Consider the following 25672-nt stretch of genomic DNA (forward strand, 5'->3'; position numbering starts at 1 on the left):
TGTGCATGCAAGCAACCGGTCAACGCACTATCAACGTCTCTCGCCCACTTTAATCGATCGGAGCAGGCTAATTATTCTGCATTCCATACGTTTACATCATGCGCGGCCAATGTATGGCGCGCACCGCTTCTCTCATTCAACCAACGATTCGGGCACGGCGGCATGCTGACCATAGACGTTCAGCAGATCGTCGCAGAACGCGCGCACGATGGGCTTTTCCGCGGCGCTGCGCTTGACGGCCAGATGCATCGGCACGTCGAAGCCGAACGTGGCGCGCCCAAGCGCCCGGATGAGGCCACGCTGCTCGAACGGCTCGGCGTGATGCGCGGGCAGATAGCCGATATGGCTGCCCGAGAGGATCAGGACCGTGGCCGCGTCGATGCTGTCGGCAATCGCCGTCACCTGCCGGTCGCCAATACCTGCAAGCTCTTCCGGTATCGGATAGCTGCGCCAGACCCAGTCGTGCGCGCGCAGGTCGTCCACGTTCACATGCGGTGCGCTGTGGAACAGCGCATGCCCGCGCCCGCAGCACAGCACCTGGCGCTCGCTGAACAGCTCGGTGTAGTCGAGCCCCGCCACGCGATGCCAGAAGTAGCCAATCGCAATGTCGAGCTGGTTGTTGACGAGACTTTCCTCGAGCTCCTGGGGCGCCGCGACCTTCATCGTGAAGCGCACAGCCTGATCGCGTTTGCGAAACGCGCCGATCGCCTCCGCCAGCCGCGTATTCTCGACATGCGAAGCCTGGCCGATCAGGCCAATGCCGAGCGTGCCGACGAGCTTGCGGTCGATATCGCGCACGCGCGCCACGAAATCGGTTGTGGCCGCAACGAGCGCGCGCGCCGAAGGCACGAAGCGTTCGCCCTTTGAAGTGAGGCGAAAGCCGCCGCGCCCGCGCTCGCAGAGCTTGAAGCCCACACGCGCTTCGAGCGCGGAGAGCTGCGTGCTGATGGTGGATTGCCGCACGCCTAGCGTGGCTTCGGCCGCCGTGATGCCGCGCGCGTCCACCACGGCGAGAAACACGCGGATCAGGCGCAGGTCGAGATCGGAGGTATTGGAGAACATGGCGCTAAACCCTCACATTGGGAAGCCCATCGCCTTGATGCCCTTGATCCACGCGCGCTTCCAGCCGCCTTCGGCGTCGGCGCCGTCGAACGCATGGAACGTGACCTTGGCGGCCAGCCAGCGCACCGGCTCTGGCGGAATATAAGTGGGGCTCTGGTTGGCGATATCGAGCGCACGTTCGGGGCTGTTGCGATCGAACAGGATATTCAGGCCCATGAAGGCGCCGAAGCGGCTCGCCGCCACGCCAAAGCCCGTGTAACCCGCCACGAAAACGGCCTTGTCGTTCAGATAGCGCTTCGCGAACACGGAGCCGCGCGAGCAGTAGTCGATCGGGCCGCCCCAGGCATGCGAGAAGCGCACGTCGGCAAGCTGCGGGAAGGTGCGGTAGAACGCCTGCGCGAGCCGGTAGTAGGTTTCGGCCTTCTCGTCCTGCGGGGGATTCGGATCGCCGTCGAAGTGGTAGCTCACGAGGCCGCCGAAGATGATGTTGTTGTTCTTCGTGAGGCGGAAGTAATTGAGCTGCGTGCGCGTGTCGTAAATGCCCTGGCGATTCTTCCAGCCGATGCGCGCGAGTTGCTCGTCGGTGAGCGGCTCGGTGGCGAGCACGTGGTCGCGCACCTGCAGCACGCGCCGGTTGATATCAGGAATGCCGACCTTCGCCGTACCGCTGCCGAACACCACGCGCGGCGCGCGCACGCTGCCCTCGGGCGTCTTCACGTACACGGTCTGGCCTTCGTCGATGACGTCGATGAGCGGCGTGTGCTCGTAAAGCTTTACGCCGAGCGAAAGCACCGCGCGCTTCAGACCCCATGCCAGCTTGGCCGGGTGCACGATGCCGCTGCGATTGCGCGACCACAGCGCGCCCGCGAACAACGGCGAGTCCAGCTGCTCGCGCGTCGCTTCGCCGTCGAGCAGCACCACATCGTGCCCGTAGCGTTTGTGAAGGTCGTAATCGCCCTGCAAATGCTCGATATGCTCGGGATCGACTGCAACGGTCATTTCGCCGTTCCATTCGATGTCGGCGTCGATGCCGTAGCGCTTGAGCGTTTCCTCGAAACCGTCGAGATTGTGATGGCCGAATTCTTCGAGCTGCGCAATGTCGTTGGGGAATACCCGTACGGCATTGGGCAAGCCATGCATCACCGAAGTCGAAATGATGCCGCCCGCACGGCCCGACGCACCGTGCGCGACCTTGCCCGCCTCGATCAGCACGACGTTCAGATGCGGCATCTGCTCCTTGGCCTGCACCGCGGCCCAGAGCCCCGTGAAGCCGCCGCCGACGATCAGCAGATCGGCCTCCACGTTGGCGGCGAGCTTAGGTTCCGTCGGCGGTTCGGCGGGGTTGTCGAGCCAATATGGAAAGAACCGCGTGCGCGAAAGCGCCTCTTGCACGCTGAGCGTGAAGGGCGGGGGCGATGCGACTTCAACTTCTGCAGGGGTACTCATGATGGTCTTCACTGCGCGGATCGGGATAAAGGATCGGGTAAACTGCGCCGCCTCGCGCGGGAGGCGGCTCGCCTGGTTCCTTAGGCTTGTTCGAGCACGACGTAGAACTTCTTCGCGTCCTCGATCGTTTCCCAGCGGCCTGCAAAGCCTGCGGGCAGGAGGTAGCCTTGGCCCGCCGTGAATTCCTTGCGGCCTCCGTTCGCGTCGGTCAGGGCGATCTTGCCTTCCACGAGCCATACCGCTTCGTCGGCGGTCGTGGCCGGGAAATCCACGGCGCCGACCTTGCCTTCCCACCAGCCGATCACGTAGTTATTGTTCTTGCCGACGGTTGCGCGCCAGTCGCTTTCGTCCATGCCGTATTCCAGCTTGGTGAATTCGCCGATGCCAGCGCCCAGCGGCACGATGTCCTGAATCAGTTTGCTCATTTGCGTCACTTCCGGTTGTTTTGATTGAGTGCTGCCAAAGTTACCGACTGGCGCGGCGGCGGTATGCCCCCCCTCAGGGGGGGCAAGCGGTGTTTTGCTGCCGGGTTCCGGCATTTTTGGCGGCCTAACCCCTTCAGCTATAATGATTCAGCCTTCACGAAGGGGCGCGCCATGCTGCTCAACGTACCCCCGCTCAACCGCGATCAACCGAACTTTCCGCTCTCGTTCAAGACCCTCGGCAATGTGATCGAGGCCGTCGGCACGCCCGATTTCGTGCCGCGCCTCACGCTGCTCGTGAACGAAGTCGTGCCCGTCAACGTCGTGCATATCGAGCGTTCGCGCGCGGACAGCACGATGCCAACGGGCTATCGCTGCGAATGGATCGGCAGTGGCGGGGTCGGAATGGATTCCGGCGCGATTTCCGACGTGATGACGCTCTATTACGACCGCTTCTACGAAAGCGATCCGCTTTTCGCGGGCATTCGCGGCAAGCTCGGCACCATGCTGGTCGTGCGCGACATCGGCGCGATCCCGCCGGGCGAGTTCCGCCAGCGGCTCTTCGACGAAGCGCGCATTGCCCACGAATGCGTGCTCGCACGCGGCACGCGCCACGCTCAGGACTCCATCGCGCTCGAACGCGGCCTGCGCGAACCGCCGTTTACGCTCGTGGAAATGAACCGCTTTCGCAGCGTGAGCGAGTTTCTGTTTCCACTGCTCGAACTGCACGCCTCCACGAGCGCTGCCCGGCTCATTGCCCATGCGGCGCCATTCATGCATCCGCTCGCGCAGTTCGACGCGCGTATTGCGGCAGACCATGTGCGCCTCTCCAAACGCGAATACGAAACCTGTGCGCACCTCATCACGGGCAAGACCGTGCCCGAGGCCGCGCAAATCCTGGGCGTGCAGGTGGCCACCGCCGAGTCGTACGTGAAGCGCGCCTTCGCAAAACTGGGCGTGCGCACCAAGCGCGAGTTGATCGCGTGGGGCCATGCCGCGGTGTAGCCGCCGCTTCCAGTCTCAGGATTTACCCGCAGCGCTTGCCTGATTAAGGGCTTGCATACATCGAACTCCATCGATGTAAACATCTCAACTTCAATATTTGGCGGCGCGGGATCTCCCCTACCATCGCCCGATCGATTTGACTCTAACGATCGGAGACACACCAGATGGAGCGCCAGTTCAACCAGCCGCTCGGCGGCAACGAGATGCCGCGATTCGGCGGCATCGCCACGATGATGCGCCTGCCGCAGGCCGAAACCACGGAGGGCCTCGACGTCTGCTTCGTGGGCGTGCCGCTCGATATCGGCACCTCGAACCGTTCCGGCGCGCGCTTCGGGCCGCGCCAGATCCGTTCGGAATCCGTGCTGCTGCGGCCGTACAACATGGCCACACGCGCGGCGCCGTTCGATTCGCTGCAGGTGGCCGATATCGGTGACGTCGCAACGAACCCGTACGACCTGAAGGATTCGATTCGTCTGATTGAAGCCGCCTACGACCGCATCGTCGAGACCGGCTGTCGCCCGATCACGCTCGGCGGCGACCACACGATCGCATGGCCGATCCTGCGCGCGCTGCACAAGAAGTACGGCAAGGTTGCCGTCGTTCATATCGACGCTCACGCCGACGTGAACGACACCATGTTCGGCGAGAAGATCGCGCACGGCACGCCGTTTCGCCGCGCCGTTGAAGATGGCCTCCTGCAATGCGACAAGGTCACGCAAATCGGCCTGCGCGGCACGGGCTATCACGCAGAAGATTTCGACTGGTGCCGCAAGCAGGGCTTTACCGTCGTGCAGGCCGAGGCCTGCTGGAACCGCTCGCTTGCGCCGCTCATGGAAGAAGTGCGCGCGCGCGTGGGCGACACGCCCGTGTACCTGAGCTTCGATATCGACGGACTCGATCCCGCTTTCGCGCCCGGCACCGGCACGCCCGAAGTGGGCGGCCTCACCGTGCAGCAGGGCCTCGAGATCGTGCGCGGCATGAAGGGGCTCAACGTGGTGGGCGCCGATCTCGTCGAAGTCTCGCCGCCGTACGACCAGGCCGGCACGACCGCGCTCGTGGGCGCGAATCTCGCCTACGAAATGCTTTGCATCATGCCCGGCGTGGCTTACCGCTAGAGCGCGAGGAGAAACATCATGGCTACGAATACCGAACGTCAGATCGACGGCGAGGCCTTTGTGCTGCCCGCCGCGATGATTGCGGGCACAACCTTCTGCGCGACGGACCGCGAAGTGTGCTCGCGCATCTGCAACGCGGCCACGGGCGAAACCATCGGCTGGCAGGAGCACGCCACGGCCGAAATGGTCGATCGCGCCGTGCACGCCGCGCACGATGCGCTGATCGCCTGGCGCCACACGACGCCCGCCGCGCGCGGCAAGCTGCTGCGCAAGATCGCCGAACTGCTGGAAGCCGACCGCGCGCGCCTCGCCGCCATGCAGATGCAGGTGAGCGGCAAGCCGCCGTTCGAAGCGGACCTCGACGTGAGCGACGCCATCGCGACGTTCAACTACTACGCGGGCCTGTGCGAAGACGCGTCGATGTTCGCGGCCGAACCGGTCGCGCTGCCGGACGACGCGCTCCTCGCTGAACGCATGCACGAACCGGTTGGCGTTGCGGCGCTGATCGTGCCGTGGAATTTCCCGATGGTCACGACCGCATGGAAACTCGCACCGGCGCTGGCCGCGGGCTGTACGGTCGTCATCAAGCCTTCGGAACTCACCTCGCCCACCGAGCATATGCTCGCCGAGATCGTGAACGAAGCGGGCGTGCCCGATGGGGTCGTGAACGTGGTCAACGGCGGCGGCGAAGTCGGCGCATGGCTGACGACGCATCCGCTCGTCGACAAGATCTCGTTTACCGGCAGCACGGCGTCGGGCCGCAAGGTCATGCAGGCCGCCGCGCAGGACATGAAGCGCCTCACGCTCGAACTGGGCGGCAAGTCCGCGCTGATCGTGCGCGAAGACGCGGACGTGGTGCAAGCCGTCTCGCTCGCGGTGGGTGGCGCGTTCGCGAACGCTGGGCAAATGTGCTCGGCAACGGCGCGCATACTCGTGCACGACAATGTGTATCGCAAGTTCATGGCCGCGTTCGAGACAGCGGTGCGAGCGGTTGTCGTCGCGCCGCCGCAGGGCGCCGACGTGGCGATGGGGCCGCTCATCAGCGCCGCGCAACACGCGCGCGTGGCAGCGCTCGTGGCGCAAGGCGTCGAAACCGGCGCGCAGATCGCGTTCGCAGGTCAGCTCGATGCCGCTTGCGCCGATGGTTTCTTCATGGCGCCGGTCGTCATCGCTGAACCCGCGGCGGACAACGTGCTGTGGACCGACGAGATCTTCGGCCCCGTGGCCTGCGTGAAATCATTCCGTTCGGATGACGAAGCAATTGCCCTCGCCAACGATACGCGCTACGGACTGGTCGCCACCGTCGTGACGAATGACGAAAAGGCCGCGCGACGTTACAAGGCGCAGCTTCGCGCCGGGCTCGTCTGGGTCAACACCCCGCAACTGATCTTCCCGCAAGTGTGCTGGGGCGGCTTCGGCCTGAGCGGTATTGGCCGCGAGCTGGGCGTTGCGGGTTTGCGCAGCTACCAGGAATTGCGTCACACGGTCGGGCTGAGCGCTTAATCGCGGCATCCGGCTTGACTCCGGCTTCCTCGCGGCCTCGCACGCAACGTGCGAGGCCGCGACGCTTTGACAGGCAGCGCGCCGGGAGTGGCGGCTCGCGTGGCATAATCCACGCACTATTCCTGCCACTTCCATTCGCCGTGCGCCGATTCCATCTCAGGCTGGGCAGTCTACTGGGGACGCTTGCGCTCCTCATGGCGACGCTCGCGCCCGTGGTTTCGCACCTGCTTGCCGCCCAGGCCATGCAGATGGCGCCAGGCACGGTGGAACGCGCCCCCTGCGGCATGCCGTCGATGGAGCGCCACATTCACGGCGCAAGCGGCGCAGCCGGCATGCACGCCACGCCGGGCGACATGCAGGACTGCGGCTATTGCAGCTTCTTCGCACACCTGCCCGTCGTCTCGGGCGTACCTGTCGCCCTGTTTGTCGTTGGCAAACTCGTGCAGGCCCGCATCGAGGCGCAGTTCGAAAGCGTTCGCCTCGCCGCGCCTGCGAGCCACATCCACGCCCGCGCCCCACCCCTGTCCTGACCGGATCGATCATGCCAATCCCGGACGACACGCCCAGCGTGTCACCGGGCCAGCACGCGCGCCCCTTTAACTCGCGTGCGTGCGTCGCTCCTCGACAGGACACCTCATGTCTGACCAATCGCCGTCCAGCCGCCTGGCGCTGGGCGAGCTTGCACACATTCGCGCGTTCAATCGGACCAACCGCGAGATCAATCGCGTAATCGCCCGCGTGATCGGCTGCGCGTTGCTGCTCGGACCGTGCGCGGCCCATGCGCACGCTATCGCGGGCGACCGCGTCTTTCCCTCCACGCTTTCCGTCGACGACCCCGGCGTAGGCGACGAAGCCAACCTCGAATTCGGGCACCAGCGCGTGCCGGGCGACGCCGGCGACCAAAGCATCAACACCTTCAGCTTCGAGTACGACAAGCTCATCACGCCGCGGCTCGCCTTCTCGGTGGACGGCGGCTACGTCATGCAGAACAACCCGAACGCGCGCGGCTTCGACAACTTCGGCGTGGGGCTCAAGTACCTGCTCTATGTGAACGACGCGCATGAATTCATGACGTCGGTGGGCGTGAACGCCGAGTTCGGCGGCACCGGCAGCCGCGCGATTGCCGACAACTTCTCGACGATCTCGCCCACGATCTTCGCCGGCAAGGGCATGGGCGATCTGCCCGACTCGCTCGCGTGGCTGCGGCCCATCGCCATCACCGGCGAAGCGGGCCCGTCGTTCACGACAGGCGGCGGCCAGCCAAATTCGTTCGACTACGGCTTCACGTTCCAGTACAGCCTGCCCTACCTGCAACAGCACGTGCACGATCTCGGTTTGCCGCAGCCGTTTTCGAACCTCATCCCCCTCGTCGAAGTGCCCCTCTCGCGCAGCCAGGGACAAACGACCGGCACCGTCAACCCCGGCTTCATCTGGATGAACCGCTACGGTCAGCTCGGCATCGAAGCGCAGATACCGATCAACCGGGCGAGCGGCTCGCACGTCGGCATTCTCGCGCAGGTACACATCTTCTTCGACGATGTCGCGCCGCGCACGATCGGCAAGCCGCTTTTCCAGTAAGCCCACCCATTCACACAGGAATCTCGCCATGAAACTCGCTACATTGCGCACGGTCGTCGCCACGGTCGCGCTGCTCGCTGCACATTTCGCGTGGGCACACGCTTATCCGAAGCATCAGGAACCGCCTGCGGGGTCAACCGCGCCGGCCACGCTCGACGCCGTCGTGATCGACTTCGACGATGGGCTCGAGCCCGCGTTCAGTTCCATCGACGTGACAAACGCGCAGGGCAAGTCCGTGATTCGCGAGAAGGCCAAGGTCGACGCGAACAACAACAAGCGCATGTCGGTCGCGCTGAATGCGTTGACGCCTGGGAAGTATTCGGTGGTGTGGGTCGCGGTTGCCGCCGACGGGCATCGCACGACCGGTCATTACGCGTTCGACGTGAAGTGAACGTGTAACGATGAAATGCGGCCACGCTGCGATTTCGTGCGAGATTGCAGCATGGCCCGTTCGTGATGGCGGGTTGGCTCGCCAGCTTACTGTGGCAGCGTTGCAGTAAAGGCTTCGGGCGAACCGTTCAACGCGTCGTACAGCTCGCCAACGGGCAAGTCGCCGATTTCGTTGTGGATATAGGCGTTAAACGTGCGTTCGTAGAGCGCGCGCCCGGCGTCGGTTTCCATCGTCATGTCGAAGCCGTTGAGAACCAGGCCGGCGATCTCGTCGGCTTCGAGCAGGATGTATTCAGCTTTCTTTCGTTCCATGGTGGTGCTCCGCTACGGCAGTGTCATGGAATTTTAGAGGCAACGGCGCAGAAGTGGTGGCGAAATAAACGGGGGGCGATTCGGCTTTGAGTCAATGCGGAACGGGTCTTGCCTCTGAGCGCTTAGGCAGGCGTGATACGGTGGTACCTCTTATGGAGGCACGCTCTATGCGTCAAATCATCTCTCCCGCGTTTCTGGCCGCGGTTGCCATGGCAAGTGCGCTTGCCGCCTGCGCTAATCCTTCATCCAATACGGCATCGAATAGGCCCGGCGCCGATCGCGATGCGCATGGGTGCATCGGCTCGGCCGGATATTCGTGGTGTGAGGCGACGCAACGTTGCGAACGGCCGTGGGAACTGGCGAAACAGAAGGGATTCGCCGTGTCCGAGGAGCAGTTCGCGCGATACTGTTCGAGTCGAACGCCCGACTAGCGGGAAGCCAAGCCCCGCTTGATGGATCACGGCTGCACGCGCCGTGTCGAGTCCACAATATCGGAAGCTAGCATGGCAACGAGTTCGCGAGTGAACAGCGGGAGGTCCGCGACACTGCGCACGCAGATGTTCAGGCGCCGCTCCGCCCACTCGTCCTTGAGCGTGACCATGACGATATCCTTCACGCGTGCATGCTTCCACGCCACCGAGGCCGGCACGATCCCTATGCCCGCGCCTGCGGCGATCATCCTGCATGCCGCGTCGAACGAACCCACCTCGATGCGTATTCTGAGCGCCCTGCCAAGCGCGGCCGCGGCGCGGTGAACGAAGGCGTGAATGGCGCTCGAGGCCGGCAGGTCGACAAAATCGTTGTCCAGCGTTTCGGCAAAGTTCACCGCTTCACGCTGGGCAAGCGGATGATGCGGCTGGGTCACCAGCACCAGCCTTTCGTTCTGGTAGGGCAGCATCTCGAGCTGCCCCGCATCGATATTGCCGGCAACGATGCCGATATCGGCCAGGTTGCCGGTCACGCCTCGCACGATATCGTCGCTGGGCGCTTCGCGCAGTTCGATGTTCACATGGGCGTGCTCGCAAAGAAAACGGCCTAGCGTGTCGGGCAGCGCGCCGGTAATGGCAGTCGTGTTGGTCCAGACCCGGATGTGACCGGTCATCCCGCTGCCGAACTGCTCGATGTCTCCGGCGAGCCGCTCCACCTGTTCACGCATCAACAGCGCATGACCGATAAAGCACTCGCCCGCCGGTGTCGGAATCATGCCCTGGCTCGTTCTGTACAACAGCCGCACGCCCAGAAAGTCCTCGAGATTTTTCAGGCGGCTGCTCGCCGCGGGGGCCGACATGTGACACAGGCTCGCGGCGCGTGCAAGATTGGCGGTCTCGCCAAGCGCCGTGAGCAAGCGCAGATCGACGAAATCAAAATGCATGGTGGCTGTCGGGTTGTTTGATCGCTTCTTCCTGCAAGCCCGGTGCGGACACGGCTTCGAGCGTCTGGCCGCTCGCCTCGACGCGAAGGAAGAGCAACGCGACACACAGTGCAACGAGCACGCAGGCAACCATCGCTACCACACCCGACACCCCGAAGTTCGAATAGAGCAGGACGGCGAGATAAGGCGTGCACATCGACGCAGCCCGCCCGCACGTGCCTGCCACGCCGGTGCCGCGCAGACGGTGCGTGGTCGGAAACAGCTCCGGGATATAGACGAACAGACCGAGCGTGCAGACCGTATAGAGCGCGGTCACCAACGCGAAGCCCATCACGGAGATGGCAACGGGGTCGCGCATCTGCACGTAGAAGTATCCGAGCACGATCGAGACCAGCGCGCTGGCGATCAGCGCCCTGCGGCGGCCGAGACGGTCAGCGATCGCGAAGCCAACGACGGCCCCCATCGGTGCGCCGAACGACATGAGGAACACGAACCCGAGCGAGCGCGTGATGCTCAGCCCTTCATTGACGAAGAACGCCGGCAGCCATGCAACGAAACCGTAAAGGGACACGTTCACCGCAATGGCGGTGAGCGCCGCCACGAAAGTCCGGCCTTTCATGCCGGGCGCGAAAAGCGCAGAGAACGGCGCGGCCAACGCCTCGTGGCTCGTCACCCGGGTGACAGCCGGCAGGACGCCGCCCGTGTGGCGCTCGACCTCCTGCTCGATGGCGGCCACCGTTCGCTCGGCTTCCTCCAGCCGGCCCACGGTCTCCAGCCAGCGCGGCGACTCCGGCATGCGATGACGCAGCGCCCAAACGACGATGGCGCCCACGCCCGCGATCGCGAACATATAACGCCAGCCAAGATGAGGAATGACCCAGTAGCCCACGGCGGTGGCCGCGAGCAGCCCCGAATTGGTGATGAGCGCCAGCAACGAAGTCCAGCGGCCGCGGCTAGCCGGCGGCACGAACTCGCACAGCGTGCCGGCCGCGACCACCAGTTCGGCGCCGAGGCCGACGCCCATGATGAAGCGCAGCAGGATCAGCCAGTAGATATTGGGCGCGAACGCGGCAATGAACGACGCGCCGCCGAAAATGGCGAGGTTGGCCTGGTACGAAAAGCGGCGTCCGAAGCGGTCGCCCAGATAGCCCGAAAGGCCCGCGCCGATCATCATGCCAAGGAAGGTCGCCGACAAAAAGAACGAGCCGACGCGCAGGTCGGCGAAGCCTGTCTTGACCATGGCCGCCAGCGCGCCATTGGCGAGATAGATGTCGAACGCATCGAGAAATGCGCCCGCACTGATCAAGCCAAGAATTTTCCAGTGAAACCGGCTGATGGGTAGCCGGTCGAGGCGGGCGCCGGAATTGACGATTGCCATGCTGTCTCCTGTGTTGGGTCTGGCCCGGCGCAACGCCGATCGATGCGTCTGGCATCGCCATAGGACGCGTCGGCTTGCGCAGCCTGAGTTGGCTGCCAGACTGCTCGCAATACAGGGAGAGGGGAATTCGTTTTTCTGGAACGGGGAATTTCAGCCAGACTAACGGCTGCCCGAATCAAGGCGAACGTGGCGAGATCGCAGCACGTGCACGCCGCTGTCTGGGCGCGCCTTTCGCACCGGTTTGAATCATGTCGCGCTCGAGCGCGCCCGGCAATTCCGCTTTCAGCAACTCGACCCATGCGCGCGTCTTGGCTTCGAGAAACTTCCTCGAGGGCATCAGCACATACACACCGACGTCGGGCGAGCGCCATTGAGGCAGAACGTGTACGAGTTCTCCGCTGCGTATGCGGTCCACCGCAGCGAAGCCGGGCAGCAGCGCAATGCCGAGGCCGCTGCACGCCGCCTGCACGACGGCTTCGGGCTTGTCCGCCACCAGCGGGCCCTCGGGCTGCATCGAATGGGTCGTCTTGCCGTCGGTCAGCTCCCAATGCAACGTGGTCGACGGATTCACGAGACGCAGGCAGGCATGCCCCGCGAGATCCGCTACGGTTCCCGGCGCGCCATGCCGCTTGAGGTAGCCTGGCGTCGCGCATAGCACGCCGTGGACCTCGCCAAGCCGCTGCGCCACCAGACTCGAATCTGGCAGGTTGCTCGTCAGATACACGCTCACGTCCACGCCTTCGGCCAGCAGATTCGGTACGTACTGCGAAGCGCTGTATTCCACGCTCACCGCCGGGTACTGTGCGCAATATTTCGTCACGAGCGGCACCACGTAGCGGTCGCCGAAGCTCGCCATGCACAGCACCCGCAGCCTCCCGCTCGGCGCCATGCGCGCGCCGCTCGCCTCCCCTTCGGCTTCCGTCACCAGGTCGAGGATCGTGCGGCACTGGTTCGCGTAGCGCTCGCCCGCGCTCGTGACCGACATGCGCCGCGTCGTTCGCTGCAGCAATTTCGTTTGCAAACGATTTTCAAGCTCCGATACGAGCCGCGAGACCTGTGCGGTCGTGAGCCCCATGTGCTCTGACGCCGCCGTGAAACTTCCGGCATCCACCACGCGCACGAAGGCGGTCATCGCGTGCAGCAATCCGTAGTCGAGATTCTTGCGCATGACGTAATAAATTTTCAGATCAGACTGTATTTTTGCATGGTAGCCGGATAGTTAGGATCAGGCCGTACGTCGATGCACGACGTCTGGGCCCCACGGCAACCGAAGGGGCGAAGCTTCTTACAGGTTTGTTACTGAGGTGATCCAAAATGAATGGCGCTGAAAGTCTGTTGCGTTCGCTGGTCGCAAGTGGTGTGGACGTGTGTTTCGGAAACCCCGGCACGTCGGAGATGCATTTCGTGGCGGCGCTCGATTCCGTTGAAGGCATGCGGCCGATACTCGGCCTTTTCGAAGGCGTTGTCACCGGCGCCGCCGACGGCTACGGCCGCATGGCCGGCAAGCCCGCCGCCACGCTGCTGCATCTCGGCCCGGGCCTCGCCAACGGACTGGCCAATCTTCACAACGCGCGCCGCGCGTCGAGCCCGATCGTCAACATCGTCGGCGATCATGCGTCGACGCATGCGCGTTACGAAGCGCCGCTCACGTCCGATATCAAGGGCTTTGCTCGCCCGGTTTCGAGCTGGATTCACTCGTCGAGCAGTGCGCTGACGGTGGGTGCCGACGCAGCGCGCGCCGTGCAGGCCTCCATGGCCGACGGCGGCCAGATCGCCACGCTGATCCTGCCCGCCGACACGGCCTGGTCGCAAGCCGACGGCGTGGCCGCGCCACTGCCCGTGCAGGCGCCCGCGCTCGTGAACGGCGACACCGTCGACCGGATTGCGGCCCTCGCCCAAAGCGGCGTGCGCACCGCCTTCCTGCTCCGAGGTCAGGCATTGCAGGAGCGCGGCCTGCGCGCCGCCGGAAAGATCGCCGCGAAAACGGGTGCCCGCCTGCTGTGCGACACGTTCGCGCCGCGCGTGGCGCGCGGTGCGGGGCGCGAGGTGGTCGAGCGCCTGCCCTATTTCGCCGAGCAGGTGGTCGAATTCCTCGCCGGGACTGAGCTGATCGTGCTGGTCGGCGCGCAGCCGCCGGTAAGCTTTTTCGCCTACCCGGACAAGCCGAGCTGGCTCACGCCGGAGGGTTGCCGCATCGCCGTGCTTTCGCATCCGCATGAAGACGGCCCGGCCGCGCTCGAAGCGCTTGTCGAGGCGCTGGGCGCACAGCATGCGATCGCCCGAATCAACGCTCGCACCACGGTCGAGTTCTCGCCCGAGGGCGCGCTCGATGGCGAGTCGATCATGCGCAGCGTCGCGAAGCATCTGCCCGACAACGCCATCATTACCGAAGAGTCGTCGCTCGCGATGGCGTACTCGGGCCTGCTCGAAACCGCCGCGCCGCACGACCTGCTGGCGCTCACCGGCGGCGCGATCGGTTGCCTGATGCCCGTTTCGATCGGCGCGAGCGTGGCATGCCCGGACCGCAAAGTCGTCAACCTTCAGGGCGACGGCAGCGCCATGTACACGCTTCAGTCGCTCTGGACGCAAGCGCGGGAAAAGCTCGATGTCGTGACGGTGATCTACGCGAACCGCGGCTACAAGATCCTCGCGAACGAGCTCAAGCGTGTGGGCGCGCGCACGGACGGCGTGCACGCCGCTTCCATGTTCGATCTGCAGGACCCGTCGCTCGACTGGGTGGCTCTGGCACGCGGTATGGGCGTGGAAGCCGTACGCGCCGAGTCGCGCACCGACTTCGACGCCGCGTTCGCCGCAGCAATGAAGCGCCGCGGCCCGATGCTGATCGAAGCCGTGATCTAAGCGCACCGTTTGCGTCCCACGCGTTCAACGAGCGATTCCATTTTTCTGATGAGGTTTAGGATGTCAAAGCAATTCAGACTGCCCGCCGAAGCGACGGCCGCGCAGATCCGCGCGCAACTCGATGCCATGAAAGAGGCGCAACTCAAGGAGGGGCCGCCACCGCTGGCTGTTCGCCGCGACCGTATCGATCGCGCAATCGCCCTGCTGCGTTCGAACCAGGACGCGCTGGTCGAGGCCATCAACGCGGACTATAGCTGCCGCGGCAAACAGCAAACGCTGCTCGCCGATATCCTCGCCTCGATCGAAGGCCTGCGCTTCAATCGCGAACATCTCGAGGCGTGGATGGCGCAGCCGGCGACGGCCGAGCCGTTTCCGGGCGTGAAGGCCCGCGTCGAGTATCAGCCGCTCGGCGTCGTGGGGATCATCAGCCCGTGGAATTTTCCCGTCGTGCTGGCGTTCGGACCGCTTGGCGGCGCGTTCGCGGCGGGCAACCGGGCCATTCTCAAGCCTTCGGAGATGACGCCGCAAACGTCCGAGCTGCTAGCTGAACTGATCGCCCGCAATTTCGACAGCGACGAACTCACTACCGTGCTTGGCGGAGCCGAAACCGGCGCGGCGTTCAGCGCGCAGCCGTTCGACCATCTCGTGTTCACGGGCAGCACGCAGGTCGCGCACCATGTCATGCGGGCGGCGTCGGACAATCTGGTGCCCGTGACGCTCGAACTGGGCGGCAAGTCGCCGGTCCTCGTGGGCAACGACGCCGATCTCGCCCTCGCGGCGCAGCGCGTTCTCACGGTCAAAACCTTCAACGCTGGTCAGATCTGCCTTTCGCCGGACTATGTGCTGGTTCCGGCGAACCGCGCCGATGCCTTCGTGCAGCACGCAAAAGCGGCGGTTGCGCAAATGTATCCGACCATGCGCGAGAACCCCGATTACACCGCCATGATCAACGTGCGTGGCTTCGAGCGGCAACTGGCGCTTGTCGAGGATGCGCGACAGAAAGGCGCGAACGTCGTGAATCTCGGGCCCGCGAGCGAAGACCTCTCCGATCCGGCGGTGCGCAAGATCGCGCCGACTATCGTTCGGAATGCAAACGACATGATGCGCGTGATGCAGGAGGAAATCTTCGGCCCCGTTCTGCCCGTGGTGACCTACGAAACGCTCGATGAAGCGCTTGCGTATATCAATGCGCGTCCGAGGCCGCTCGCGCTTTATCACTTCGGCAATGACGCCTTGGAGCAACACGAGGTGGCGAGCCGAACCACTTCGGGGGCGCTGGTCGTGAACGATGCGATGACGCACGTGTTCTTCGACTCGCTGCCTTTCGGGGGCGTCGGGGCATCCGGCATGGGCCATTACCACGGCGAATATGGTTACCGCACGTTCAGCCATGCGAAGCCGGTTGTCGTTCAAAGCGCCGGCGGCGAGTCGAATCTCCTGATGCGCGCGCCTTATCTGGCGGCGACGGAAGCCGCCGTCAAGGGCATGATCGACGCCTGACGCATCGGCAGTGGCTGGCCGCACGCGAAACGCGGCCAGCTCGCGCGATGATGCATCGCATCATCAACGCCTTGCGCACTGACCCGCATGACCCATCATGCCTTGCCGCAGTTGTCGTATGATGGATTGAACGTTCCGGTTGGCAGCGCGCCAACCCTCGCCAATCCCTCATGGGCCCTCCTCTGAGCCGTTCAGCCGTGACTGAAGTGACAGAAGCGACGACCGTGGCGAGGCCACCTCTCCTGCTGACCACCAAGGTCATTGCGCCCCGCTTGCCCGCGGGTTTGATCGATCGCCCACGGCTGAAGGCCTTGAGCGCACAGGTGGAGATACGGCGCATCACCGTCATCAAGGCGCCTGCGGGCTTCGGCAAGACTTCCCTCGCGCTCACCTGGCTCGACGCGCTGCGTGCGAACGGCGCGCAGGTGGCGTGGCTCTCGCTCGACGCGGACGACGACGAGCCAGCCCGTTACTTTCATCACCTTGCACATGCCTTGCAGCGCGCGTGCCGCACCGTTGGCACATCCGCCATCGGGCTGACCGCCGAGTCGTCGTTCGTCCCGGCGAATTCGCTTGTCGCAACGCTCATCAACGAGCTGGCCGAAGTCGACGACGAACTGCACGTCTTCATCGACGACTATCATCTGATCCGCTCAGCGGCCATTCACGAAGCGATGGCGCTGTTCATCGCCAACGTGCCTTCGAATGTGCACGTCGTGATCTGCACACGTACCGATCCGCCGCTGCCGCTCGCGAAGCTGCGCGCCGGCAACAGTCTCTGCGAGATCGATGCGGCGGCGCTGCGATTCAATTTCGACGAGACCCGCCGTTTCGTCGAGCACGAGTGCCCGGGCAAGCTCGGCTTCGGCGATCTGAAGTCGCTCTATGCCACGACCGAAGGATGGGCGGCCGCCTTGCGCATTTCCGCGTCGGCGTTGGCGCGGCAGGATCGCCCGCAGGGCTGGCAATCGAACATGCAAGCGGGCATACAGCCGGGCACAAAACCGGGCGGCGTGTCGAAGCCCGTGTCCGACTACCTCGAAGACCTGCTTCAGCATCTGCCGCCGCAAACGCAGGCCTTCATGCTGCGAACCGCGATTCTCGAGCGGCTGAGCGCGCCGTTGTGCGAAGCGGTGACGGGCGTCGCATCCAGCCAGGCCATGCTCGACGACATCGTCGCACGCCAGTTGCTGCTCGAGCCGATAGACCTCGAAGGACGCTGGTTCCGTTATCACCGGCTGATGGCCGACTACCTGCAGCGGCGTCTGGAAGCCACGCACCCTGGCGAAGTCACCGAGTTGCACCGTCGCGCCTGGCATTGGCACGCCGCCCAACAGCATTGGACCGATGCGATAAAGCACGCGATAGCCGCTGGCGCCACCGACGAAGCCATTGCCATGATGGAGCGCTGCGCGAAGGCGCTTTTAAAAAGCGGAGACCTGCTCACGCTGGTCGGCTGGCAACGCCAGTTTCCCGCCGATCTCATGCGCGCGCAAACGGCGGTCACCGTTGCGACCGCGTGGGGCATGGCGCTCGCCATGCGCTTCGGCGAGGTCAACGCGATGCTCGATTCGATCGAGCGCGGCGAAGGCCAAACCGAGTCGGCCGACACGATTCAATGGGACTGCCTCGCCATTCGTTCTGCGCTCGCGGCCTTGCAGGACGATCCGCACCGCGCGCTGGAACTCGCACGCCAATACCTGGGCCGCCCGTCAACGGATGCGTGGACGACCAATGCGGTTTCCAATGTCGCGCGCTTTAGCTACTGGAAAACCGGCAATCTCGACGCGCTTTACGCCACGCCATGGATTCCCGACTCATTGGAGGAAGACCAGCGCAGCGTCTTTTCGTCGGTCTATCGCCTGTGCCTGCTCGGTCACGTGGAACTGCAGCAACTCCACGTTTCGATTGCGGAGCGCCGCTTCAACGAAGCGATGCAACTCGCCGAGCGCTACGCGGGACCTCATTCCGTATCGGCTGCGTTGTGCGCGCCCATGATCGCGCAGATTCGTTATGAGCAAGGCCGCCTCGACGAAGCCGAAGCCCTGCTGCTCGAACTCATGCCCGTAATCGACCGTGCCGTTCTGCTCGATAGCGTTCTGATTGCCTACCGCATTCTGGTTCGCATTGCCGTCGCGCGCGAAGATTATGCGGGCGCGCATGTGCTGATCGATCAGGCGCAAATACTCGGCCAGGCGCGCGGCTGGAACCGGCTGCTTGCGGCAGCGCTGGTCGAGCGCACGCGGCTCTATCTCGCCGAAAATCGTGTTCCTGAAGCGGCTGCATGCGTGGCGGACCTTCGCGAACTCGCCGCTCCGCGCGAGCCGACCGCTACGCCTGTTTCACCTGAAATCGAGAACTACCGCGACCTCGCAGCGGCCTGCCTCGCCCTGCAACGACACCTTGTGCCCGAAGCCATCGAGTCCCTGCGCATGGCACTCGCGCGTTGCGAACGCATGCAGGGCAACTATCTGGCGCTGCGCCTTCGAACCCTGCTCGCCGTGGCCTGGCTCAGCGCGGGAGAGCCCAACCGCGCGCTCGAGACATTTCGCGAAGTCGCAGATATTGCTGCGCCTACCGGCATTTATCGATCCATCCTCGATCAGGGGGCCGCAGTCGGACCGCTCCTGCGCATGGCGCACGACCGCATGCGCAGCGCAGCGCGCACGCCGGAGGTGACGGCGTGGCTCGACCGTTTAATCGAAGGCTGGCGCGCGATGTATGAGCCGCAGAGCAAGCCGCGCCGCGAGGGCGAACGCGAGCCGCTCAGTTCGCGGGAACGCAATATCGTCGAGTTGATCGCACAGGGGCAATCCAACAAGGAAATTGCCCGCACGCTGGGCATCACGCCCGAAACGGTCAAATCGCACCTGAAGAATATCTTCGCGAAGCTCGCGGTGGACAAGCGGGCTCAGGCTGTTTCGCGCGCGCAGGCGCTCGGGCTCGTCAAGCATAGCTAGACGTTGCGTCATCACATTGCGACGAATACGCACGCGTGTATCAGCACGCCCACGAGCCCGCCTACGAACGTGCCGTTGATCCGGATGAACTGCAGATCGCGGCCAATTTCCGCTTCGAACTTGCCGCTGACCTCTTGCGCGTCCCATCCCTTCACGACGTCGGTGATCAATCCCGAAAGCTGATGCCGATAGCGCAACACCAGCATCCGCGCAATCTCCAGCCACCACGCATTGAGTTTGTTCTGCATTGCGCTAGCGCTGACCATGGTCTTGCCAAAGGAAGTCAACGCGCCGGCGATCATGTCGCGCGCGACCGACTGCTCGCTCGCGGCGTCGGCGGCAACGCGCGCGCGAACGCGGTCGAGCAGAAGACGATAATAGTCGCCCGCTTTGAAGTGGCGAATGCAGTCGCGTAGCAAGAGTCTGCCGAACCTGCGGTATTGAGCCGCCGTTTGCAGGTCGCGCGACAACGCCGCGACGGCCGCATCGAATTGACGGCGCAGTTCGTGATCGGGATTTGCCGCCACTTCATGGACCAGCGCGACCACGCCCTCGACGAACTTGTTGACGATATAGGTGTCGAGCGGCGCAGGCGTGAACCGCGATGCCTCGCTGAATTTCGCCTTGATCATGCCGACGTTGGCCGTAAGCCACCGTTCGACAGCGTCCAGCCCTCGATCGAGCAGCGGCTGATGGCGATTGCCTTCAGTCAGGACACCCAGGATCTGCCCTGCTACGCGCGACACATCGAGTGCGCGCAATTGCGGCAAGAGCAGTCGATCGAACAGATCTTCGACGTCCGACTCGTCGATACGCTCCAGCAAGCGCGGAAGCGACTCGACCACGACATCGGCGATTGTCGAACTGTTCTCCTTTTCGGCAAGCCACATGGCCAGCGCACGTGCCGCGTTGTATTCACTCAAGCGCCCCACCACGAGTTCCGTGGTCAGGAAATTCTGCTCGACGAAGCTCCCAAGGCTTTCCGCAATGCGCGCCTGGTTTCGGGGAATGATGGCGGTATGCGGCATGGCGATGCCAAGCGGATGGCGGAACAACGCGACCACCGCATACCAGTCCGCGACTGCACCCACGGTGCCCGCTTCGGCAAACGCGCGCACCCACGCAAGCCACGGATGGCTCGCCTGCCATGCAACGCTCGCTATGAGCAAGGCAATCATCGCCGCGAGCAGACAGGTGGCCGTCGCGCGCATGCGCCTGAGCCGAGCCACTTTGATGTCCGAGGGCGCGCGCACGTTCACACCCTCAACGCGCTCGTTATCGTCGGTCACCGAACTCAACTCGCCTCCTGCTCGAGAAACGCTTTCACCAGCGGAGCGATTTCCTTTGCACGCGTAATCAGAAACAGGTGACCGTCGTCGATCACATGGAGCGTCGCGTCGCGAATGCGCGCGGCGAGAATCTTTGCATTGGTGAGCGGCACGATCGGGTCGTCGTTGCCATGGATCACCAGCGTTTTTTGGCGCAGCGCGCCGAGCCACGGCAGGCTAGTCCAGCCCGACGCGGCCAGCAGCTGATACAGATAACCACGGCCGCGCGGCGCCTGGATATGGCGGCTGTGCTCTTCGAGCAGTGAGGCATCGCGCCGGTAGGCGCCGCCGTATATCTCGGCGCCGACTTGCTTCAGATAAGCCGGGTCCGTATATCGCCGCGGCCCGACCAGCTTCGACAATACCGAAAGCCGCGCAGGCACCATGATCACCCCCGGCGACGTCGCGGCGAGTATCAGCCGGCGGCACCGCCTTGGGTAGAGATGCGCAAACTGCTGCGCGAGCGCCCCGCCCCACGACACGCCCAGTACATCGACAGGACCCGCATAGCCGAGCCGCGTGAGCAGCTTGTCGGACAATACGGCGAGCGTCGAGAAGCGGTACGGCATGAGGGGCGCGGGCGAGCCGCCAACACCCGGCACGTCGAAAACGATCACCGTGATGTCTTCGAGCGCCTCAACGAAAGGTTCGACCAGTTCGAGATTGGCGCCAATGCCATTGAACAACAGCAGCGGCGGGCATGCGTCGCGGCCGCGACGCACACCGACGCGTAACAACTGACCATCCAGATCGATCATCTGAATTTGCATGGCGTCGACTACCTCTGGGCTCATTCGTATATCGGTCATCCGGTTTTTCCCCTGGCTCGGCAATTCGTTTTCGTTGTGGATCGTGGCGGCTCGCTATATCACTTCTTCGGCTGCATCAGCGCCTTGATCTCCTCCACATGCTCCGCAAAGCGCTTCGTGACGACCGCGATGCTGTCGGTCTGGGCGCGATACGCCGCATCCGCGAGTTCCTGCATGTCGATGAAAGCCTTTTGCAGCGCGTCCTTCATGCCCTCGCCCGCGCTTGCGACGCTTTCGCTTCCAGGCGTCGACAGACGCGTCACCAGCGACTGCAGTTCGGTCATCTTCGAGCGGAGAATCTCCACCTGCTTTTGACCGAGTTGCTGCACGCCGGCGAGCGCGGTCATGTTGGCCTCGGTGAGCGCCTCGACGTCCTTGCGACGCGATTCGAGGAACGCGCTCACATCCACGCCCGGCAGCTTGAACTGCGAGATGAGCTTCGTATATTCAGCGAAAATGCCGTTGGTGTTGGTCGTTGCCATGATTGAATCTCCTGATTGAATCGAAAAAAACGCTTAAGTAGCGGGTTGAAAATCGTTAGTCTTGCAAAACATACTTGCCGGGCGCGCTTGCCGTTGCTGGGTGCTTTTTGCTGCCGTTCGCTGGCGGTGCAGCGCGCTTCTCGCCTGAGCGGGCCACGAGCCAGTCGCGCCAGTTGTTCCACCACGAATCCTTCTCGGCCTGTGCGTTGTCGAGCCACGCGTCGGAATTGGCGGGCAACGAAGGATTGAGGAAGTACTTCGCTTTCGGATTGCCGGGCGGATTGATCAGGCTTTGAATATGCCCGCTCGAACTCAGCACGAAGCGGGTCTCACCGCCAAAGCGCCGGGCGGTGTTATAAACGCCCTTCCACGGCGTGATATGGTCGGTCATACCCGCCACCACGTACTTGTCGCAATTCACCTGGGACAAGTCGATAGGCGTGCCCAACACCGTCAGCGCGCCGGGCTTGCTGAACAGATTCCCGGTGAAGATGTCGAGCAGTTCACCGTGGAATTTCGCCGGTAAGCGCGTCGTGTCGTTGTTCCAGTAAAGGATGTCGAACGCCGGCGGCGCGTTACCGAGCAGGTAGTTGTTGACCCAGTAGTTCCACACCAGATCGTTGGGGCGCATCCACGCGAACACGCGGCCCATTTCTTCGCCGGCCAGCACGCCGCGCGAAATGCTGTGCTGCTTGGCGGCCGCCACGGCCTCGGGCGTCGCAAAGAGGCCAAGCTGGGAATCGGCCGTGTTGTCGAGCACGGCAACCATCAACGTGGTGGCGTTCACTGTCTTCTCGCCGCGGGCCGCCAGATGGCCGAGCAAGGCCGAAATCGTCATCGCGCCAGAGCACGCCCCGTGCAGATTGATATCTTCGCTGCCGGTGATTTCACGCACGGCCGTAATGGCCTCGATCAGCGCAGTGACGTACGTGTCGAGGTCCCAATGGCTTTGCGCCGCGGTCGGGTTGCGCCAGCTGACCACGAACACCTGCAGTTCGTTGTCGAGCAGATAGTTGACGATGCTCTTACCTTCGGACAGATCGAAAATATAGAACTTGTTGATCTGCGGAGGCACGATCAGCTGCGGCCGGCTATAGACCTGCTGCGTCGTGGGCGAGTATTGAATCAGTTCCAGCAATTCATTGCGAAACACCACCGAACCTTTCGAAGTCCCGAGGTTCTTCCCCACTTCGAATGCTGTCTTGTTCACCTGCGCCGGCATGCCCTGATTCTTGAGCATGTCCGTCACGGCATTGTTGAAGCCGTCCAGCAAGCTGATTCCGCCCGAATCGACCACCTTCTTGAGCGCAGCCGGGTTGCCCAGCAGCGTGTTGGTCGGCGAGGCCGCATCGGTAATGAGCGAGACCACGAACTTCGCGCGCTCCCGGCTGTTCGCGTCGAGACCCGAGCGCTCCACGAATCCGGCAAGCGAGTCGCGCCACGCGAGATAGCCTTGCAGCGTCATGCGATACATCGGATTGTCCTGCCACGCCGTATCCGTAAAGCGTTTGTCGCCTTGTGGCGACGCAGCCTTGGAGCTGCCCGAAACGATGCTGAACATCTCGCGCGCCAGCGCCATTTCCTGCTCCATCACGAGCGCCGGCTGTCGCATTGCCTGAGCACCGATCTGCTGCACGGCCGCGAAGATATCGCAGGGGCGCAGCCCGACGAACGGATTGGGGCCCGGCAGGGCTTGCTCGACCGAAGCGGCCAAAGCCTTCGCGTTCTCGCTTTGCTGGGGCATTTCACGGGTTACCGCCATTTTCGACTCCTCAATAGTCTCTTTTCGTCGCGTATCACGCAATCAGCATCGCGAGGGTTTGTGCGACCAATGCGGGCTTGTCTTCGCCCTCGATCTCCAGCGTGTTCATCGTCTTGACGAGCACGCGGCCTCCTCCCTTGTTCTCCGCCGACTCGAGCGTAACGCGATTGCGCACGCGCGCCCCGGCCTTAACGGGCGTCATGAAGCGCACCTTGTCGAGCCCGTAGTTCAGTCCCGCCGCAGCATCCTTGGGGACGATGCCGATTTCCATCGCCAGGCTCGCCAGCAGCGACAGCGTCAAGTAGCCGTGGGCGATGGTCCCGCCGAAAGGGCTCTCGCGCTTCGCACGCTCCACATCCACATGGATCCACTGCCGGTCGCCGGTGCACGCTGCGAACGCGTCGATACGTTCCTGATCGACGAGAACCCAATCCGATACGCCCAGCTCCTGGCCCACAAAGTCGCCGAGCGTCTCGACGCGGTAATTTTCCAGGCTCATCGCTTCCACTCCTCGCATGTTCCCGACCATTCAGGCGATCTGCTCGCGCAGCGCTTTCTTGTTGACCTTGCCGACGCTCGTTCGCGCCAGCGCCTCGACGAACTTCACGATCTGCGGCACCGCATACTTCGAAATCCGTCCTGATGTCGTGAACGACAGCACGTGCTGCTTGATGTCTTCCTCCGTCACCGCTGCGCCTTCCTTGAGCACCACGAGCGCGACTGGCCGTTCTCCCCACTTCTCATCCTTGATGCCGATAACAGCGACTTCCGAAACGCCCTCGTACTGCGAAATGAGGTTTTCGATTTCCAGCGACGACACCCACTCGCCGCCCGACTTGATGACGTCCTTCAGGCGATCGGTAATCTGCACGTTGCCGGTCGGGTCGATATTGGCGATGTCCTGCGTATGCAGATAGCCGCCTGCCCAAAGTTGCTCGCTCGCCTCGGGATTCTTCAGATAGCCTTGCGTGAGCCACGGCGCACGCGCGACGATCTCGCCCGTGGATTTACCGTCATGCGCAAGATCGGTCATCTCGTCGTCCACGACGCGCAGATCGACGAGCGGCACCGGCAGCCCGGTTTTGCACCGCAGGCGGATCTGCTCGTCGGCATCCAGCTTTTCGGCGCCCGGCGGCAGTTGCGCGAGGCTCAGCACCGGACAGGTTTCGGACATGCCATAACCGGCGAACACGTCGATGCCGCGCGCCACGGCCGAAGCGGCCAGGCCCTGCGGCAATGCGCTGCCGCCAATGATCACTTTCCACTTGCTGAAGTCGGTTGCCTTCGCCTCGGCGCACGTAAGCAGCATGTGCAGGATCGTGCCCACGCAATGCGAGAAGGTCACGCCTTCGTCCTCGATGAGTCTCGCAAGACGTTCCGGCACGTAGCGGCCCGGATAGACCTGCTTCACGCCCATCACCGTGGCGATATAAGGCATGCCCCACGCGTGGACGTGAAACATGGGGGTGAGCGGCATGTATACGTCGCCGCGATGAAAGCGTTGACCGGCAATCGGCGCTGCGAGCGCCGCCATGAGCGAGATGGTGTGCAACACGAGTTGCCGATGCGTGAAGTAGACGCCCTTCGGCAAACCGGTCGTGCCGGTCGTATAGAACGTCGTGGCGCGCGTGTTTTCGTCGAACTCCGGGAAGTCGTAGCGCGTGCTGTTCGCGGCCAGCATCGCCTCGTATTCGTTCGAGAACGCAATCGTATGGGCCGGCGCTTCGCTGCCCGGCTCGTCGATCCACACAAACTTGCGCACTGTTTCGAGCTGGTCCTTGATGGACTCGACTACCGGAATGAAATCGGTGTGTACGAACAGGACCTCAGCGCCAGCGTGGTTGATCGTATAGGCGATTTCCGCCGGAGACAGACGCACGTTCACGGTCTGCAGCACCGCACCCATCATCGGGATAGCGAAGTAACTCTCGAGATAACGGTGACTGTCCCAATCCATCACCGCGACGGTGCTGCCGTATTCCACGCCGAGCTGGGCAAGACCGTTGGCGAGGCGCGCAATGCGCTCGCGAAGGGTCGCATAGCTCATGCGCACCTGGCCGCGATAGACGATCTCCTGCTCCTGTGCCTGAGCAAAGGGCGTATGCAGCAGTTGCTTGATTAACAGCGGGTAAGCGTAGGCATTGCTGGCGTGAGCCGTCTTCACGTCGTCCGACATTGATATCTCCTGGGTTCCTGAACATGGATCGCATGAACGCCGATGCTTTATTTTTCGTTCTGATCGGAGCGACGTTCCGTTGAAGCAATGATCCCGGCATCGGGACGCCCGCAATATCCCCCGGATGGGGGAGCGCAGCGAATACCCCGAGACAGCCCGATAAGACGCGATTCGATGATTTGAAAATCTCATCACAGCAATTCGCTGTGATTG

Annotated in this window: 23 protein-coding genes; 10 read left to right on the forward strand and 13 right to left on the reverse strand. The window is 63.5% G+C overall.

The window, feature by feature from the left end; all coding sequences use genetic code 11:
• Positions 1-132: 132 nt before the first annotated feature.
• The 3 genes from U5A58_RS17870 to U5A58_RS17880 all read right to left on the reverse strand — a co-directional run bounded on the left by U5A58_RS17870 (position 133) and on the right by U5A58_RS17880 (position 2933).
• The gene (locus U5A58_RS17870) at positions 133-1062 is read right to left on the reverse strand and encodes a LysR family transcriptional regulator (protein WP_321962440.1); all 930 of its coding nucleotides are present in this window, start codon (positions 1060-1062) and stop codon (positions 133-135) included.
• A gap of 12 nt (positions 1063-1074) precedes the next feature.
• The gene (locus U5A58_RS17875) at positions 1075-2508 is read right to left on the reverse strand and encodes an FAD-dependent oxidoreductase (protein WP_321962441.1); all 1434 of its coding nucleotides are present in this window, start codon (positions 2506-2508) and stop codon (positions 1075-1077) included.
• Positions 2509-2588: 80 nt separating this feature from the next.
• Positions 2589-2933 carry a cupin domain-containing protein gene (locus tag U5A58_RS17880; RefSeq protein ID WP_321933683.1) on the reverse strand — a complete coding sequence of 115 codons (345 nt, stop codon included), beginning with the start codon at positions 2931-2933 and terminating at the stop codon, positions 2589-2591.
• A 171-nt stretch (positions 2934-3104) separates the two neighbouring features.
• Here U5A58_RS17880 and U5A58_RS17885 point away from each other — a divergent pair, with 171 nt between their 5' ends.
• The 6 genes from U5A58_RS17885 to U5A58_RS17910 all read left to right on the forward strand — a co-directional run bounded on the left by U5A58_RS17885 (position 3105) and on the right by U5A58_RS17910 (position 8522).
• Complete coding sequence (locus U5A58_RS17885) at positions 3105-3935, forward strand: helix-turn-helix transcriptional regulator (protein ID WP_321909538.1); 831 nt, start codon at positions 3105-3107, stop codon at positions 3933-3935.
• Between the two features lie 164 nt (positions 3936-4099).
• Positions 4100-5050 carry an agmatinase gene (gene speB / locus U5A58_RS17890; protein ID WP_321909540.1) on the forward strand — a complete coding sequence of 317 codons (951 nt, stop codon included), beginning with the start codon at positions 4100-4102 and terminating at the stop codon, positions 5048-5050.
• Positions 5051-5068: 18 nt separating this feature from the next.
• Entirely contained in the window at positions 5069-6553 is a 1485-nt protein-coding gene (locus tag U5A58_RS17895; RefSeq protein ID WP_415774243.1) for an aldehyde dehydrogenase family protein, read from the forward strand.
• A 140-nt stretch (positions 6554-6693) separates the two neighbouring features.
• Positions 6694-7083 carry a DUF2946 domain-containing protein gene (locus tag U5A58_RS17900; RefSeq protein ID WP_321962442.1) on the forward strand — a complete coding sequence of 130 codons (390 nt, stop codon included), beginning with the start codon at positions 6694-6696 and terminating at the stop codon, positions 7081-7083.
• A 106-nt stretch (positions 7084-7189) separates the two neighbouring features.
• Positions 7190-8131 carry a hypothetical protein gene (locus tag U5A58_RS17905; RefSeq protein WP_321962443.1) on the forward strand — a complete coding sequence of 314 codons (942 nt, stop codon included), beginning with the start codon at positions 7190-7192 and terminating at the stop codon, positions 8129-8131.
• A gap of 28 nt (positions 8132-8159) precedes the next feature.
• A complete protein-coding gene (locus tag U5A58_RS17910) occupies positions 8160-8522 on the forward strand; it encodes a copper resistance protein CopC (protein ID WP_321962444.1) in 363 nt (120 codons plus the stop codon).
• Positions 8523-8608: 86 nt separating this feature from the next.
• Here the strand turns inward: U5A58_RS17910 and U5A58_RS17915 are convergent, their stop codons facing one another.
• Positions 8609-8833, reverse strand: coding sequence for a hypothetical protein (locus tag U5A58_RS17915; protein WP_321909544.1), 225 nt, complete (start codon positions 8831-8833; stop codon positions 8609-8611).
• Between the two features lie 167 nt (positions 8834-9000).
• Between U5A58_RS17915 and U5A58_RS17920 the strand changes: the two genes are divergently transcribed.
• Positions 9001-9264: a hypothetical protein gene (locus U5A58_RS17920; protein ID WP_321962445.1), complete on the forward strand. Its 264-nt coding sequence runs from the start codon at positions 9001-9003 to the stop codon at positions 9262-9264.
• A gap of 26 nt (positions 9265-9290) precedes the next feature.
• Here the strand turns inward: U5A58_RS17920 and U5A58_RS17925 are convergent, their stop codons facing one another.
• The 3 genes from U5A58_RS17925 to U5A58_RS17935 form a co-directional block, all read right to left on the reverse strand.
• Complete coding sequence (locus U5A58_RS17925) at positions 9291-10205, reverse strand: LysR family transcriptional regulator (protein ID WP_321962446.1); 915 nt, start codon at positions 10203-10205, stop codon at positions 9291-9293.
• Positions 10195-11583 carry an MFS transporter gene (locus U5A58_RS17930; protein ID WP_321946224.1) on the reverse strand — a complete coding sequence of 463 codons (1389 nt, stop codon included), beginning with the start codon at positions 11581-11583 and terminating at the stop codon, positions 10195-10197. Before U5A58_RS17930 ends, U5A58_RS17925 begins: the two co-directional genes overlap by 11 nt.
• 175 nt (positions 11584-11758) lie before the next feature.
• Positions 11759-12751 carry a LysR family transcriptional regulator gene (locus U5A58_RS17935; protein ID WP_321962447.1) on the reverse strand — a complete coding sequence of 331 codons (993 nt, stop codon included), beginning with the start codon at positions 12749-12751 and terminating at the stop codon, positions 11759-11761.
• A 146-nt stretch (positions 12752-12897) separates the two neighbouring features.
• On the opposite strand from U5A58_RS17935, the gene U5A58_RS17940 reads away from it, so the two are divergent.
• From U5A58_RS17940 to U5A58_RS17950, 3 genes are all read left to right on the forward strand, one after another.
• Positions 12898-14442, forward strand: a complete 1545-nt coding sequence (locus tag U5A58_RS17940; RefSeq protein WP_321962448.1) for an acetolactate synthase large subunit — start codon at positions 12898-12900, stop codon at positions 14440-14442.
• 60 nt (positions 14443-14502) lie between these two features.
• Positions 14503-15942, forward strand: coding sequence for a coniferyl aldehyde dehydrogenase (locus U5A58_RS17945; RefSeq protein WP_321962449.1), 1440 nt, complete (start codon positions 14503-14505; stop codon positions 15940-15942).
• Positions 15943-16139: 197 nt separating this feature from the next.
• Complete coding sequence (locus U5A58_RS17950; protein WP_321962450.1) at positions 16140-18902, forward strand: LuxR C-terminal-related transcriptional regulator; 2763 nt, start codon at positions 16140-16142, stop codon at positions 18900-18902.
• Positions 18903-18913: 11 nt separating this feature from the next.
• Here the strand turns inward: U5A58_RS17950 and U5A58_RS17955 are convergent, their stop codons facing one another.
• The 6 genes from U5A58_RS17955 to U5A58_RS17980 form a co-directional block, all read right to left on the reverse strand.
• On the reverse strand, positions 18914-20191 hold the full coding sequence (locus U5A58_RS17955; protein WP_321962552.1) for a DUF445 domain-containing protein: 1278 nt from the start codon (positions 20189-20191) through the stop codon (positions 18914-18916).
• Between the two features lie 5 nt (positions 20192-20196).
• Positions 20197-21024 (reverse strand): poly(3-hydroxyalkanoate) depolymerase, encoded by an 828-nt coding sequence (gene phaZ, locus U5A58_RS17960; RefSeq protein WP_321962451.1) that lies wholly within the window; start codon positions 21022-21024, stop codon positions 20197-20199.
• A 74-nt stretch (positions 21025-21098) separates the two neighbouring features.
• On the reverse strand, positions 21099-21521 hold the full coding sequence (locus U5A58_RS17965) for a TIGR01841 family phasin (protein WP_321962452.1): 423 nt from the start codon (positions 21519-21521) through the stop codon (positions 21099-21101).
• A 55-nt stretch (positions 21522-21576) separates the two neighbouring features.
• Positions 21577-23283, reverse strand: coding sequence for an alpha/beta fold hydrolase (locus U5A58_RS17970; RefSeq protein ID WP_321962453.1), 1707 nt, complete (start codon positions 23281-23283; stop codon positions 21577-21579).
• 34 nt (positions 23284-23317) lie between these two features.
• Complete coding sequence (locus U5A58_RS17975) at positions 23318-23782, reverse strand: MaoC family dehydratase (RefSeq protein ID WP_321962553.1); 465 nt, start codon at positions 23780-23782, stop codon at positions 23318-23320.
• A gap of 30 nt (positions 23783-23812) precedes the next feature.
• Positions 23813-25459: a fatty acid--CoA ligase gene (locus U5A58_RS17980; RefSeq protein WP_321962454.1), complete on the reverse strand. Its 1647-nt coding sequence runs from the start codon at positions 25457-25459 to the stop codon at positions 23813-23815.
• Between the last annotated feature and the right edge of the window lie 213 nt (positions 25460-25672).

Source organism: Paraburkholderia sp. J7 (assembly GCF_905220155.1).
Classification (GTDB): domain Bacteria; phylum Pseudomonadota; class Gammaproteobacteria; order Burkholderiales; family Burkholderiaceae; genus Paraburkholderia.